The following is a 13,903-nucleotide window of genomic DNA, read 5'->3' on the forward strand; positions in this document are numbered from 1 at the left end:
CGTTCCTCCCCTCCCTCTCCGATGCGCTGGATCGATGACAGCGGTGGGGTGTCTGCGTCTGGTTCCCGGGAGGCTGCCTACGGCGAACCGGTCGAGGATCCGCGGGCCATTGAGCAAGCGAGCGAGATTGCGTCCGAGCGCGCGACCAGGGAGGACGACCCCTTGGCTACCAAGGACGTGAATGGCGAGCCACTCTCGGACGACGACCTACGGGTCATCGAGCAGCTCAAGCAGCGCGATGCCGAGGTCCGTGCCCACGAGTTGGCGCATATCGCCGCCGGCGGTGGCCATATCACCAGTGGTCCGAGTTATTCCTATCAGACCGGCCCAGACGGTAAACGCTATGCCATAGGCGGCGAGGTCGGGATCGACACCTCGATGAAGGCGAGCGACCCCGAGGGCAACCTCCAAAAGGCCCGTGCCATCATTCGCGCCGCCATGGCGCCGGCCGAGCCATCGGCTCAGGACATGCGCGTTGCGGCCTCGGCGCGTGCCATGGAGGCGCGGGCACAGCAGGAGATCCGGGATCGTCAGATCAGGGAATATGAGGCGGTGATGAACGCGGGCACTCCCGACCGTGCGCCGGCATCCTCTGAAGCGGCTAAAGCCAAGTCCCCGGCGAGCGAAGAGCGGTCAGGTTCAACGACACAGTCAAGCCCGCGTCTGTCGGGAGGACAGGAACGCCTGGCGCAACGGACCGGGGCCCTGTTTTACACCGCTGCGGTTGAGACCGGACTGCATCGGCTGGCCTAGTCCGGACCGGCAGGCGGACTAGGCCGTTACATTGATGGTGCGGCCGATATGATCGGGAAGCGCTCGCGAGGACGATGCGGTTTCGGTGACGCTTTGAATCATCTTTTTGGCTGAGTCTGCCTGCATCTCGTTGGCCTTGTTCAGCATCACAAGACTGGCGCTGGTCTCGGTCTTGTTGCTGGAGGGCGTATAGACGTAACTTGCCAGACCCAAAGTGGAGGAGATATCCATCGCTTGAACCTCGTGTTGTTTGAGTGTCCAGCCTGATTTTCGGTGATTCCAATCCGTCCCGAAATAGATGGGCTTCAATGACAGGATAGAACAGATGTTTGAGGCCGTTTGCGATTCAGACCTCACTTTAGGCATTGGACGTCCAGCGTTCGGGTTGGGTTCCCCGAATGTCGGGGGTGCTTGAGACTCAAGTTTTGTATCCGAGTGTCGTTAACCAGAGTGCATCCCTCAGGAGATGGGCGCCATGTTACTCGACCCAGTCTGCTCTTCAAGCCCCGCGCGCGAACCTCGCGCTGAGGTTCGCCGTCTTGACTCCAGCGCCCTGATCAGCGGTTTTCTGCCGGCGTTCCGGCATCTCGAAACCGGCGAGACTCGGCTGTGTCAACTCGAGAATGGGCGTATTTCCAAATTTCATCTGCTCGACTCGCTCCCCGATGACTGGATCCTTGAACGCGATGCCGGGGGGCGTCCGGTCACGTTGGTGAGTCAAGTCGAGCCTGGCTTCCTGCGGGGTATTCAATTCTGGACACTGCAGAATTTGGCGAATCCAAGGCTCGATGGATGATCGAATGTGCCCTGATGCGCGTTACGACACATAAAGTAAATGGCTAACCGATGATCAACAATAACGAAAGGCGTCAGCATCCGCGCCTTCCAGTTGAGGTTAGGGTCGAGTTACATCGTTCCGATCGATCCATGTGCGTGGTGTGGACCAATGATCTAAGCAATGGTGGTCTGTCGCTCAAGATGAATGGCCAGGGTGATTGGCCGCCGGTCGGTTCCAGGGTACGGATACGGGTCTCGGATCCACTGGGCGGAGACGATGTGTCCCCCATGGTCGATGCCATCGTGGTGCGACACACCGAGGCGGGGATCGCCGTCCGCTTCGATGAGACACCCTCATGAGTAAGGATGTCGAGGCAGGATTCCAGCTTGAGGCGAATTTCAACGAGGTCAAAGCGATGTTAGTGACAGCAGTCTCCCATGCTACGCTTGCGCTTTCAACGACCCGGATCTCACACCGCGCCAACGCAACGCACAACACTGAGTTACAGTTGACCACACCGGTCTCGGCGGCGCCGCCCCCCCCTTTCGTCAGCCAAACCGATTCGGGTTCCGACAGCCTGACTTTGTCTGAGCAAGTCAAGGAACGAATGGAACAGGATCAGGATTATCAGATCTTGCGCCGCGCCTTCGGGCTCGATGATGTCGATGAGTCGAAGGCGGTACGACAGGAACTGGCTTCCGAAGCGATGCCGAGTGATCAGATCGATGCGTCGTCCATCCAGTCTGCTTCTCTGGCCGAATCCTTCGAGGTCCAGGCCGTCTCGACCCAGCGCCTTGAGATCTCTGTGCTGGCAGGCGAGGCGGCATTCATGACGTCGATGGCTGGTGCGAATGCCCAGCGGCTTGAACTCAATATCCAGTCCTCCGAGGGGGTACAAGTTCAGACTGCCGATCCATTGGTACTCGATCTGGGCGGACGGGGCCTCACAACCACGGGTCTTTCCGCTGGTGTCGATTTCGACCTCGACGGCGATGGTCGGCTCGAACGCATGAGCACAGTGACGGGAGATTCCTGGTTCCTGGCGCTCGACTGGAATGCCAATGGGCGCATCGACGATGGTCGCGAACTCTTTGGCGATCAAAACGGGGCCGCGCATGGATTTGCTGAGCTGGCGCGTCACGACATCAATGGCGATGGGCGCATCGACGCCCAAGATGGGGTCTTCGAGCATCTGCGTTTAGTGCAGTTGAATGTCGATGGTTCGCAGACCAGTCGCACGCTCAAGGAGGCCGGGGTCAAGTCGATCGAACTCGGCTATCGGAACATCAACCTTGCGCTCAATGCCTATGATCGCGTGGCCCAGACTGGGCGCTTTACTCGTAGCGATGGCAGTCAGGGCGAGGCGTCCGACCTGATGCTCGGCTATCATGATCTGGCTTGAGATCACCCCAACCCTGTACCTGTTTCCCCGCCTTAATGAAAGTCTGATTGATTCTGTTCGCGGCTAAAGTCGCTCAACCCATTGATTTTATGGGAGCAGTTTGAGCCGCGATTGATTCAGCGTCTCCTTGGGTATCCCTGCCCTGAAAGACGGGGTTTTAGTTTTACGACGCAATGGATAAAAAACGACGAACGGATCGTCAAGGTATGTCATGGGGGGTGTTGATGCTGCTAGACTAAGTTAGGTGTTGCCTGATCCCTTTGTTCTTCAGGAATCCATCTGTTATGCAGCAGACACCCAAAACATTGGAGGCATTTTCGATCCTGTCCGAGATCGAACTGACGCGCGATCTCAGCGAAGAGGATCGCGGTCGGCTCGCCGCACAGTGCCGGCTTGAGGAGTATTCGCTCAAGCACCGTATGCGACTGACCGATCAGAGGCCGGATCGACTGTTTCTGGTCGATGGCCATGTGGCGCGTCTCGAGAACGGCGTCATCGAGCGGCTCCAGGCGTTTCGGGGGCTCAGTGAACCGATCGATCTCATGGGGGAGACACTGGCGCCTGACGCCTGCCTGGTGACCGAAACCCCCTGTCTGTTCCTGCGGATTCCAGCCGACGTATTCAAGGCCGTGCTCTCCACCGGCACCGAGGTCAGTGACATCGAGCTCGATGCAGCCGAGGGCGATTTCCTGGCCGAACTCTATCATCTGATCAATAACAACCAGCTCGTCCTGCCGGCACGTCCCGAGGTCGCGCTCAAGATCCAGGAGCTGACCAACGACCCGGACGCCGGCATCGACGCCCTGACTGAGATCATCCAGCGTGACGGCACCATCGCTGGTGCCCTACTGCATGCGACGAACAGCCCGTTGTTCCGCGCCGCCAAGGAGATCAAGACCATCCGCGAGGCCGTGGTACGTCTGGGGTTCCGCAATACCCGGATGCTGGCTGTCAACTTGGCGCTGCGTCAGGCCTTCCGCGCCAAGAACGAAGTCACCCGCGCGGCGATGCAGGAGTCTTGGGCCGAGAGCGTACTTTGTTCGGCCTACAGCTACGTGATTGCCGAGGTCGCGCATCGGCTCGACCGTGAGCGTGCGCTGCTCGCTGGACTCATCGCCGGGATCGGTGCCGTGCCCATCATCCAATTCGTCGAAACGCGCGGGCAGGGGCAGACGCTCGCTCAGGTCCAGTCACTCGTTGCCAAGTTGGCGAGTATCACGGGCGTGCTGGTGATCAACTACTGGGGGCTCGGTGAAGATCTGGTGAGGGCCGCCGAGCACTATGGTGATTGGGGCTATCAGGCCGATGAGCCGGATTATGCCAGCATTGCCATCCTAGCCCGCTGGGCGGCGCTGAACAGCGAAGGACGCGAGGTCCCTGACGCAGCTTCGGTGCCCGCGTTCGCGGTGCTGGGCCTGACCCCGCCGGCAGCGGGTGAGCCGATCTCCGAGCTGGCCGGTAGCGAGCGGCTGCTCAATAATCTCAAGTCCATGTTCAATCTATGACGGTATGACGGATTGTGTCACGATTGAAGTCTTGGCGTAGGGGGCGGTGTGTCTGGAGCAACCATCGACAGGCTGGTCAAGGGAAGGGGGCAATTACTGGCGATCCCGCGCGTGGTCGGGGAGGTGCTGCGTCTCCTGGACGATCCGAACAGCCGTCAATCAGAGATTGCCCGGCAGCTGGAACAGGATCCGGCCTTGGTGGCCATCCTGCTACGGTTGGCCAATAGCCCGGCCTTTGCGCCCGCGCGCACGGTCGATTCGGTCGAGCGTGCCCTCATGCTGCTGGGGCGTGAGCACCTGCGCCGGCTGGTGATTACGGGTGCCGTCACCCAGGCGGCGGATCATCTGCCGAACCAGGACATGCTGCCGCTCGAGGTCTTCTGGCGCCATTCATCCTATTGCGCCGTCATCGCGCGCTTGCTGGCCGAGCAGGTCGCGCCCCGTCTGGCCGGATCGGTCTTCATCGGCGGCTTGCTTCACGATCTGGGACAGCTCTTGCTCTTTACCCAAGAGCCCCAGGCCGAGCATCAGGCATTCCTGAATTCGCTGGGGGCGCTGGATACCCTGTCGCCGCCGGAGGCTGAGCGCGCCGTGCTCGGCTTCGATCACGCCCAGCTCGGCGGCGCTCTGGCCGAGCACTGGGGGCTGCCCGAGAGTCTGGTAGCCTGTATCCGCTATCATCACGACCCGCTTGCCGCGCCCGAGGCACATGCCCTCGCCGTGTCCCTGGTGCATGTGGCCAATAGCATTGCCCATCTGGCCGAGCTCGACTCCAGGGATCTGCTCGATGCCCCGCCGATCGAGCCTAAGATTCTGGCAAGCCTCGATCTGCGTACTGAACGGCTCATGGAATTGGTCGAGCAGGCACAGTACCAGATCCTCGCCGTCGAAGCATTGCGCAATCCGAAGCTGGCCGAGTAGGGTGACTAACCCGACCGTCATAACAGCGGCCCCCAGTAAACCCCAAACAACAGCACCGCCGAGGCCGCGACGGTGATCAGGATATTGTCGTCGATGGGACCGAATTCATAGCGCTCGACCAGCGTGGCGACCGCCGCCGAGATCAGCCCCCACACCGGAATCGGCGGTTGCGCCATGCCGCCGATGATCCAGCCTATGGGCGCGCTGATGATGAACATGAAGACACTGCCGATCGGATTCTTTGAGCGCTTGCGGATGAAGGCATTGCGCACGATCCCGGTCACGCCGTCGCCGAAGGCCATATAGAGCGCCGGCAGGATCGCTAGCCAGGGATCATCCAGGATCCACCACAGCGTCGCGACCGAAATCGACCACATGAGCGCGAACTTGACGTCGTTGCGGTTATCGTCGGTCTGGAACCAATAGAAACGCATCCCGGTGACATGGGCCAGGTTGGTCAGGAGCGTCAGGAGCAAGCCGCTGACCAGCGGAAACCAGGGATTGACGAATACCAGCGGCACGGCCAGTGAACCGACACCGCCGGCCAGCATGTGCACGATCTTGCGATTGTAGTAAACGGCCCGGATTGGCTCTAGACCGTGCCGCACCATGGCCTGATAGGGCAGGCGCGTCAAGAACAGCACTGCCAGGACATAGAGGCTCAGGCCGGCGGCCCAGTAGAGCTGAGAATGGGGCTGTGGGTTAAGGGTCATGTGAAATCTTGTAAGGGCTCGGCGAGCCGCCCTCAAACAAAAGGGGCTAGGCCCTTCAACCTAACCCCTTGTCTTAATTATGGTACCGAGGGCCGGACTCGAACCGGCATGGGGTCGCCCCCGTCAGATTTTGAGTCTGATGCGTCTACCAATTTCGCCACCCCGGCGGCGTTAGAGGTGATTATAACAAATCTAAGACATCAGTGGGATCGGCCTCTCTGGAGGTCGAACCTACGACAAGGTCGTTGCGCGTTCGTCGAATCCAGCTCGTTTATAGAGGCGTTTTGCCTCTTCCAGATCCTGCTCTACGCCGTACCCTTTTTCGTACATCATCGCCAATGTGGTCAAGGAGCCGATGAGACCTTGGTCGGCCGCCTTCCTGAACCATTCGACCGCCTTGGCGGGGTTTTTATCGGTGCATTCACCTTCCATGTACATGAAGCCGAGGCCATGTTGCGCGAGACCGAGTCCAGCCTTGGCCGCACTCTTCATATAGCTGTAGGCCATGAGTGGATTGGGGAGCATGCCAAGACCGTTTTGGGCCATGATGGCCATGCGATACTGAGCCTCAACATTGCCTTGCTCGGCCAATGGAGCCAGCAGCCCCACGGCGCGAGAGAATTGCTTGGACTCGAAGGCGGCTATACCGCTCACCAGGTCCATGTCGATTGGGTTGGATTCTTCGCTCATTGGAGACTGAACCTCAGTTATGGTCGGCGAGTGTGCAATGCATACCGGCGGTGTGGATTGGCCGTTCCATCAGACTGACTCAGTGTCTACACCCCAAACAGGAGTGACGCTGACGTCCTAAGCCTTGCGGGTGCGGCCAGCGCCGTCCTCTCCAGAGGCACGACAGGCCGACTATCAGTTAGCCTAAGCCTCTAGGGAAGGCAAAATGACTATTATTGAAAATTCTGATTACCGCGACTCACCCAATCCACCCAGGGAGCATCCATGAAGCTTGAAACTCTGGCCATCCACGCTGGTTTTGAGCCCGACCCAACCACCAAAGCGGTGGCTACGCCGATCTATCAAACCACCAGCTACGCCTTCGACGACACCCAGCATGGCGCGGATCTGTTCGACCTCAAGGTGGCTGGCAATATCTATACGCGCATCATGAACCCAACCACAGAGGTGCTCGAACGGCGTGTGGCGGCCTTTGAAGGGGGAGTGGGTGCCCTGGCCCTGGCCTCGGGCATGTCGGCCATAACCACGGCGATCCTGACCTTGGCCCAGGCGGGTGATAACATCGTCGCCGTCTCGACGCTCTATGGCGGCACCTATAATCTCTTCGCACACACCCTGCCACGTCTGGGGATCCAGGTCCGTTTCGCCGCGCCCAACGACATCGAAGGCATGGCCGCGCAGATCGATGCGGGCACTCGGGCCGTCTTTTGCGAATCCATTGGCAATCCGGCGGGAAACGTCGCAGATATTGCCGCCCTAGCCGACATGGCGCACGCCCATGGCCTGCCGCTGATCGTCGACAATACCGTGCCTACCCCCTATCTATGCCGACCGTTTGAACATGGCGCCGATATCGTGGTCCACGCGCTCACCAAATACATGGGTGGACATGGCACCAGCATCGGCGGCATTCTGGTTGACTCGGGACGCTTCCCCTGGGCCGAACACGCCGAGCGCTTCTCGCTGCTCACCGAGCCGGACGTCTCTTACCATGGCGTGATCTATACCGAGACGATGGGGCAGGGGGCCTATATCGCGCGCGCCCGCGTTGTACCTTTGCGCAACATGGGGGCGGCCATCTCGCCGTTCAACAGCTTCCTGATCCTGCAGGGCATCGAGACGCTGCCGGTGCGCATGGACCGGCATTGCGAAAATGCGCTTGCTGTCGCCAATTATCTCAAGGGGCATCCGCAGGTGGCCTGGGTGCGTTATGCGGGACTGCCGGACAGTCCGGATTATCCGCTGATCCAGAGATACATGGATGGCGCAAAGGCAAGTTCCATTCTGTCGTTCGGCATCCAGGGCGGACGCGAGGCCGGTGCACGTTTCATCGATGCGCTCAAGCTCGTCGTGAGACTAGTCAATATCGGCGATGCCAAGACATTGGCCTGTCATCCGGCGACGACCACGCATCGCCAGTTGTCGCCCGATGAGCTGGCGCGCGCCGGCGTTTCGGAGGATCTCGTCAGACTCTCGATCGGTATCGAGCATGTCGACGACATCATTGCCGATTTGGATCAGGCGCTCGCGACGGCGGGCTGAGCCGCGTCGCGCTTTGGACATAGGAGAGGAGAGACGGGAATGGATTCCCGGAGATGCTTGGAGGCTAAGCTTAATTTACATAATATACATTATGCGAAATTTTTCATAATTATTCAGACGTTCCAAAACCCTGTAAGATCCAAGCTATCACCTTGAAACGCTCGCTCGTAATCGCGAGCAATTCACCCAAAACCACCATAGATTCTGAGGATAGAACAAGAGAGGATGGAACAATGGGAAACTTGAACCTGGTTCAAAAGAGACGTTTGCACCTACAGGAAGCCGTTGGCGATCTCGGCGCGGGTGTGGTCGAGGCCCTGTATCGATCGGTCGAGTGTCTGAAGACCCAAGACAAGGCGCTGGCCGCTGACATCATTGCTGGTGACCGGATCATTAACCAACAGCGCCGCCTCCTTGAGCAAGAATGCCTTGTTACCCTGGCTGCCTACAAACCCGCTGGCACGGATCTGCGCGCCGTCGGCGCCTGCATGGAGCTGGCCTCCGAGTTGGAACGCATTGGTGATTATGCCGCCGATGTCGCCCGGATCATCGAGCGCGACGTCCAGGAACCTCTGCCTACTGAACCTGTCACTGCCATCCTTGAGTTGGCCAAGGACGCCATCGACATGCTCGAACAAACCCTGGCCGCCTTCGTCGGCAACGGCAGCGAGGCCACACTACGCGCGGCGGTCGAGAAGGAATCCCAGGTCGACCGCGAAGAAGATGAATTCATCGCCCAGGTGCTGGAACGCATGCGGGCCGACGCTGCGTTCGCCGCCACCGGCACCTATCTGCTGTGGATCGTGCACAACTACGAGCGCGTGGCCGATCGCGCGACCAATGTCGCCGAGCGTGCCATCTATGTCGTCTCAGGGTATACGCCTGATCTGGACTGAGTCTCAACCGCCCTCTCCCGCCCTGATCCCCCTTCTCACAGGGTAGCCAATGGCCCCGTCAGCCCCCATCGCTCGCGAGGTCGGGCGGGGACTGATCCGGTGGGTCGAGCAACTCGATATGGAGCAGATGCACGCGCCGGCTGTCGGCGCGCATCACGGTAAAACGGAAGCGTCCAAGTTCCACCGACTCGCCGCGCTTGGGCAGATGCCCAAAGGCGTTGACCACCAGCCCGCCGATGGTGTCGAACTCTTCGTCTGAGAAATCCGTGCCGAAGTATTCGTTGAAATCCTCGATCGAAGTGCGCGCCTTGACGCTGAAATCGTTCTCACCGCGACGGAAGATGCCTGGACCTTCGTCATAGTCGTGCTCGTCGTCGATCTCGCCGACGATCTGTTCGAGCACATCCTCGATGGTCACCAGGCCCGAGGCTGTGCCGTACTCGTCGACCACGATCGCCATATGATTGCGGCTGGCACGAAATTCCTTGAGCAGCACATTGAGCCGCTTACTCTCGGGCACGAAGAGCGCCGAGCGCAGAAGATCGCGGATATTGAAGGCGCGTCGCTCGGACCCGACGCAGAAGGAAAGCAGATCCTTTGCCAGCAGGATGCCAACCACCTCGCCCTTGTCTTCGCCGGTGACCGGAAAGCGTGAATGGGCCGACTTGACCGCGATCCGAAGGATCTTCTCCAGCGGATCGTCGCGGCGCAATGCGACCATCTCGGCGCGCGGGACCATGATGTCGCGCACCCGCAGGTCAGAGACCTGGAGCACGCCCTCGATCATACTGAGGGCATCTGCGTCCAGCAGTTGCCGCTCTCGTGCATCCTTCAGCAGCTCGATGAGCTGCTCCCTGTCCTGTGGTTCGCCACCCAGCAGTTGGCCCAGACGTCCGAGCCAGTTGCGTGATCGCGAACCCTGGCTAGATCGATCACTCGCCATGCGTTGTCTTTTGATCCTCCAGGTTAGCTGCGCAAGCCCTGGTCGTCATAGGGTGGGTCAAATCCTAACCCGCTCAGGATCGCCGTTTCTAGTGTTTCCATTACAGCGGCCTCGGCATCCGTAACATGATCGTAATCAAGCAAATGCAGAACGCCATGCACCACCATGTGCGCCCAGTGGGCTTCCAGCGTCTTACCCTGCTCCAGGGCCTCGCGCCGCACCACCTCGGTGCAGATCACCAGGTCGCCGAGCAGGTCATGAATGGGGTTGTCCGGGTCCAGACCGGGCGGCGGCTCGAACGGAAAGGACAACACATTGGTTGGCCTGTCGCATCCGCGATACTGGCGATTGAGCGCCTGGCCCTCCTCAGGGGCGACCAACCGGATGGTGAGCTCGGCGCGCGGGCGCGGCCAGGGCGGATCGGCCTGCTCTAGTGCCGCTCGCACCCAGTGCTCGAACTGGGACGATGATGGATGATCGGTATCCGCGGTGGCAATCTGTAGATCCAGCTCCAGCTCGAGGCTCATGGCGGATTCTCGAAGGCGTCATAGGCGTTGACGATACGCTGGACCAAGGCGTGACGCACCACGTCGCGGGCGTTGAAGAAGGTGAAGCTGATCCCCTGAACATCCTTGAGGATCTCGATCGCCTGCCGCAGACCGGACGGCTGACCGCGCGGCAGATCGACCTGGGTGACATCGCCGGTGATGACGGCGGTCGAACCAAAGCCGATGCGGGTCAGGAACATCTTCATCTGTTCGGGCGTCGTGTTCTGTGCCTCATCCAGGATGATGAAGGACTCATTCAGGGTCCGACCGCGCATAAAGGCCAGGGGTGCGACCTCGATCACATGGCGCTCGATGAGCTTATTGACCTTCTCGAATCCGAGCATCTCAAACAGTGCGTCATAGAGCGGACGCAGATAGGGGTCGATCTTCTGGGCCAGATCACCAGGCAAGAAACCAAGCCGCTCGCCCGCCTCGACCGCCGGTCGCACCAAGATCAGCCGGCGGACGCGCTCGGACTCCAGCGCCTCGACCGCGCAGGCTACGGCCAGATAGGTCTTGCCGGTGCCTGCCGGCCCTACGCCGAAACTGATGTCGTGCTTGAGGATGGCGTGCAGATAGTTCTGCTGATTGGGTCCGCGCGCCCGGATCAAACCGCGCTTGGTTCTGATGACCACATCCGGCAACAGATCCTTGACCTGCTCCAGAATTGCGTCTGCACCGGATTCCTGGAGCGTGAGATGGAGGGTCTCGGGGGTCAGCACCGCCTCGGCAGTCTCGGCATAGAGCGCGCGCAGCACCTGTTCGCCGAGACGTATCGCATCGCCCTCGCCGATCAGACGGAAGCTCGCCCCACGATTGTTGATCTCGATCCCGAGGCGGCGTTCGAGTTGACGGAGATGTTGATCGCATTGGCCGCAGAGGTTGGCCAGGCGATTATTGTCCTCGGGCAGAAACTCGAGATCGATGGATTGGGGTTGGATGCTCAAGCGTCTCGGTAGGCCAGTTGCCCACGCAGCGAATTGGGGAGTGCCTCGGTGATGGTCAGCGCGACGAACTGGCCGATGAGCTCATCCGGACCGTCGAAGTTGACCACGCGGTTGTTCTCGGTGCGACCGGCGAGCTGGGCCGAATCCTTGCGCGACGGCCCCTCGACCAGCACCCGCTGCACCGTGCCGACCATGCGACGGCTGATGTGCTGGGCGTTGGTGTCGAGGCGCTGTTGCAGCCGCTCCAGACGTGCCTTCTTGACCGAAAGCGGTACTGCGTCCGGATAGTCGGCCGCAGGCGTACCTGGGCGACGGCTGTAGATGAAGCTGAAGCTGTGGTCGAATCCGACCTGATCGATCAGCGCGAGGGTGGCGTTGAAGTCGGCGTCCGTCTCGTTTGGGAAGCCGACGATAAAGTCCGATGAGATACAGATGTCCGGGCGCACCTCACGCAGACGCTGGACCTTGGCGAGATAGTCACGCGCGGTATGACCGCGCTTCATCGCCGCCAGGATGCGGTCGGAACCGGACTGCACTGGCAGATGGACGAAGCTCGCCAGCTTGGGCACCTCAGCGAAGGTCTCGATCAGGTCATCGCCGAACTCGACCGGATGGCTGGTGGTGAAACGGATCCGCCCGATACCCTCGATCGCCGCCAGATAGCGGATCAGCAGCGCCAGACTCGCCGTGGAGCCGTCGGCCATCAGGCCGCGATAGGCATTGACGTTCTGGCCAAGCAGATGGATCTCGCGTACCCCCTGATCGGCCAGGTCCGCGACCTCGGCGATCACGTCGTCGAAGGGACGGCTGACCTCTTCGCCCCGGGTGTAGGGCACCACGCAATAGGTGCAGTATTTGGAGCAGCCTTCCATCACCGAGACGAAGGCGGTCGGCCCCTCGGCGTGCGGTGCAGGTAGGCAGTCGAACTTCTCGATCTCGGGAAAGGAGACATCAACCTGGGGCTGGCGGCTGGTCTCCAGATCCTTGAGCATCTGCGGCAGGCGGTGCAGGGTCTGGGGGCCGAACACCAGATCGACATAGGGCGCACGGGCGCGGATCGCCTCGCCCTCTTGGCTTGCGACACAGCCGCCGACCCCGATCACCAGCTCGGGCCGTGCCCTTTTCCAGGACTTCCAGCGCCCAAGCTGCGAAAAGACCTTCTCCTGCGCCTTCGCGCGGATCGAGCAGGTATTGAGCAGGAGGACGTCGGCCTCTTCAGGCCGATCGGTCAGTTCCAGACCTGATTCGACATGCAGCGCCCTCGCCAGACGCGCTGAGTCGTAGGCGTTCATCTGGCAGCCGTAGGTTTGAATGAAAAGCTTACGCGACATGAGGATCTGATGGGCAGCAGGCAGCGTCGATTCGTGGGTCAAGGTAAAAGGATGGGCGCAATTTGCGGCTGGTCGTCGAACTGACGAAATAGCATGGGTATGCTGATCTCACAAATGGTCATAGTCTTGAATCGACCGAACTCTGTCAAGGTTGAGTATAGATTGGTCCAGCCGGACGGAGTGATCATCCGAGTCGCAACCAGACTCAGCGGCGACCTGGATGTGATCCGTGTGCACTCCAGGCCAATGGATCATCACCCAGGCTGAACTTAATCCAAGAATTGGGGCTCTCATTCATCGCTGTACCGCTCGGAGATTTCAGACTCGATGTCACACGATCCAAACCGACAGTCGGCGCCGTCCTGTTGCGACTGGGGCTGTTTGCGGCCACCTGGCTGGTGACCGCCGGGACCGATCCGACCTCCTGGTTGATCGGAGCACCGGCCGTGATCGCGGCGACCTGGTCCAGTCTGCACCTGAGCCGGCGCGCCGGCGGATCGCCGCGCCCGCTCGCGGCCCTGGCCTTCGTGCCCTTCTTTCTCTGGCAGTCGCTCAGGGGCGCGTTCGACGTGGCCTGGCGCGTGATGTGGCCGCGGATGCACATCGCACCAGGCCTGCACAGCTATCGGCTCAGGCTGGCGAACGCCTCAGCGCGGGTGCTGCTGCTTGACACCCTCAGTCTGCTTCCGGGCACGCTGAGCGCGGATCTGCGTGGCGACATCCTGACCGTTCATGCGCTCGACGCCAGCGACGGCGCGCTGCTCGACGCCGACATCGCGCAACTAGAACAGCGGATCGGCGCGCTCTTTGGCGAACGGCTCGTGTCCGTCCTCGATCAGTGAGGCCGACCCTGAACAGACGGACATCCTAATCCTGCCGGGATGCTAAAGCCGCCCAGACGTGAACGCCATTTTCGGGACGAAACATGACGAAT

At 60.5% G+C, this 13,903-nt stretch carries 16 protein-coding genes and 1 tRNA gene; 9 read left to right on the forward strand and 8 right to left on the reverse strand.

The genetic code is table 11. From position 1 onward, the window contains the following. Nucleotides 1-21: 21 nt before the first annotated feature. Nucleotides 22-753 (forward strand): putative metalloprotease CJM1_0395 family protein, encoded by a 732-nt coding sequence (locus tag E6P07_RS06130; RefSeq protein ID WP_153974795.1) that lies wholly within the window; start codon nucleotides 22-24, stop codon nucleotides 751-753. Between the two features lie 18 nt (nucleotides 754-771). Here the strand turns inward: E6P07_RS06130 and E6P07_RS13590 are convergent, their stop codons facing one another. Then, nucleotides 772-984 (reverse strand): putative motility protein, encoded by a 213-nt coding sequence (locus tag E6P07_RS13590; protein ID WP_162008614.1) that lies wholly within the window; start codon nucleotides 982-984, stop codon nucleotides 772-774. Nucleotides 985-1,228: 244 nt separating this feature from the next. Here E6P07_RS13590 and E6P07_RS06140 point away from each other — a divergent pair, with 244 nt between their 5' ends. The 5 genes from E6P07_RS06140 (at nucleotide 1,229) to E6P07_RS06160 (ending at nucleotide 5,359) form a co-directional block, all read left to right on the forward strand. Then, nucleotides 1,229-1,549, forward strand: coding sequence for a hypothetical protein (locus E6P07_RS06140; RefSeq protein WP_153974797.1), 321 nt, complete (start codon nucleotides 1,229-1,231; stop codon nucleotides 1,547-1,549). Between the two features lie 50 nt (nucleotides 1,550-1,599). Further along, nucleotides 1,600-1,890: a PilZ domain-containing protein gene (locus E6P07_RS06145; protein ID WP_153974798.1), complete on the forward strand. Its 291-nt coding sequence runs from the start codon at nucleotides 1,600-1,602 to the stop codon at nucleotides 1,888-1,890. Between the two features lie 248 nt (nucleotides 1,891-2,138). Next, on the forward strand, nucleotides 2,139-2,933 hold the full coding sequence (locus E6P07_RS06150) for a hypothetical protein (RefSeq protein ID WP_153974799.1): 795 nt from the start codon (nucleotides 2,139-2,141) through the stop codon (nucleotides 2,931-2,933). 284 nt (nucleotides 2,934-3,217) lie between these two features. Continuing rightward, entirely contained in the window at nucleotides 3,218-4,438 is a 1,221-nt protein-coding gene (locus tag E6P07_RS06155; RefSeq protein ID WP_153974800.1) for an HDOD domain-containing protein, read from the forward strand. A 48-nt stretch (nucleotides 4,439-4,486) separates the two neighbouring features. Next, nucleotides 4,487-5,359, forward strand: a complete 873-nt coding sequence (locus tag E6P07_RS06160; protein ID WP_153974801.1) for an HDOD domain-containing protein — start codon at nucleotides 4,487-4,489, stop codon at nucleotides 5,357-5,359. 17 nt (nucleotides 5,360-5,376) lie between these two features. Here the strand turns inward: E6P07_RS06160 and E6P07_RS06165 are convergent, their stop codons facing one another. From E6P07_RS06165 to E6P07_RS06175, 3 genes are all read right to left on the reverse strand, one after another. Then, the gene (locus E6P07_RS06165) at nucleotides 5,377-6,072 is read right to left on the reverse strand and encodes a diacylglycerol/polyprenol kinase family protein (RefSeq protein WP_153974802.1); all 696 of its coding nucleotides are present in this window, start codon (nucleotides 6,070-6,072) and stop codon (nucleotides 5,377-5,379) included. A gap of 80 nt (nucleotides 6,073-6,152) precedes the next feature. Further along, a tRNA-Leu gene (locus tag E6P07_RS06170) sits at nucleotides 6,153-6,239 on the reverse strand. Nucleotides 6,240-6,303: 64 nt separating this feature from the next. Next, the gene (locus E6P07_RS06175) at nucleotides 6,304-6,762 is read right to left on the reverse strand and encodes a tetratricopeptide repeat protein (protein WP_153974803.1); all 459 of its coding nucleotides are present in this window, start codon (nucleotides 6,760-6,762) and stop codon (nucleotides 6,304-6,306) included. 264 nt (nucleotides 6,763-7,026) lie between these two features. On the opposite strand from E6P07_RS06175, the gene E6P07_RS06180 reads away from it, so the two are divergent. Beyond that, the gene (locus E6P07_RS06180; protein ID WP_153974804.1) at nucleotides 7,027-8,304 is read left to right on the forward strand and encodes a bifunctional O-acetylhomoserine aminocarboxypropyltransferase/cysteine synthase; all 1,278 of its coding nucleotides are present in this window, start codon (nucleotides 7,027-7,029) and stop codon (nucleotides 8,302-8,304) included. A gap of 266 nt (nucleotides 8,305-8,570) precedes the next feature. Further along, on the forward strand, nucleotides 8,571-9,200 hold the full coding sequence (gene phoU, locus E6P07_RS06185) for a phosphate signaling complex protein PhoU (protein WP_343031247.1): 630 nt from the start codon (nucleotides 8,571-8,573) through the stop codon (nucleotides 9,198-9,200). A 58-nt stretch (nucleotides 9,201-9,258) separates the two neighbouring features. On the opposite strand, the gene E6P07_RS06190 is transcribed toward phoU, so the two are convergent. The 4 genes from E6P07_RS06190 to miaB are packed head-to-tail and all read right to left on the reverse strand — an operon-like array spanning nucleotide 9,259 to nucleotide 12,969. Next, a complete protein-coding gene (locus E6P07_RS06190; protein ID WP_153974806.1) occupies nucleotides 9,259-10,143 on the reverse strand; it encodes a CorC family transporter in 885 nt (294 codons plus the stop codon). A 23-nt stretch (nucleotides 10,144-10,166) separates the two neighbouring features. After that, nucleotides 10,167-10,670, reverse strand: a complete 504-nt coding sequence (ybeY, locus tag E6P07_RS06195; protein ID WP_153974807.1) for an rRNA maturation RNase YbeY — start codon at nucleotides 10,668-10,670, stop codon at nucleotides 10,167-10,169. Further along, nucleotides 10,667-11,638, reverse strand: coding sequence for a PhoH family protein (locus E6P07_RS06200; protein ID WP_153974808.1), 972 nt, complete (start codon nucleotides 11,636-11,638; stop codon nucleotides 10,667-10,669). Before E6P07_RS06200 ends, ybeY begins: the two co-directional genes overlap by 4 nt. Beyond that, nucleotides 11,635-12,969 carry a tRNA (N6-isopentenyl adenosine(37)-C2)-methylthiotransferase MiaB gene (gene miaB / locus E6P07_RS06205; protein ID WP_153974809.1) on the reverse strand — a complete coding sequence of 445 codons (1,335 nt, stop codon included), beginning with the start codon at nucleotides 12,967-12,969 and terminating at the stop codon, nucleotides 11,635-11,637. Before miaB ends, E6P07_RS06200 begins: the two co-directional genes overlap by 4 nt. A 281-nt stretch (nucleotides 12,970-13,250) precedes the next feature. Here miaB and E6P07_RS06210 point away from each other — a divergent pair, with 281 nt between their 5' ends. Continuing rightward, nucleotides 13,251-13,811, forward strand: coding sequence for a Na+/H+ antiporter subunit E (locus E6P07_RS06210; protein ID WP_246172958.1), 561 nt, complete (start codon nucleotides 13,251-13,253; stop codon nucleotides 13,809-13,811). Nucleotides 13,812-13,903: the final 92 nt, after the last annotated feature.

Origin of the sequence: Thermochromatium tepidum ATCC 43061 (genome assembly GCF_009664085.1) — a bacterium.
Classification (GTDB): Bacteria; Pseudomonadota; Gammaproteobacteria; order Chromatiales; family Chromatiaceae; genus Thermochromatium; species Thermochromatium tepidum.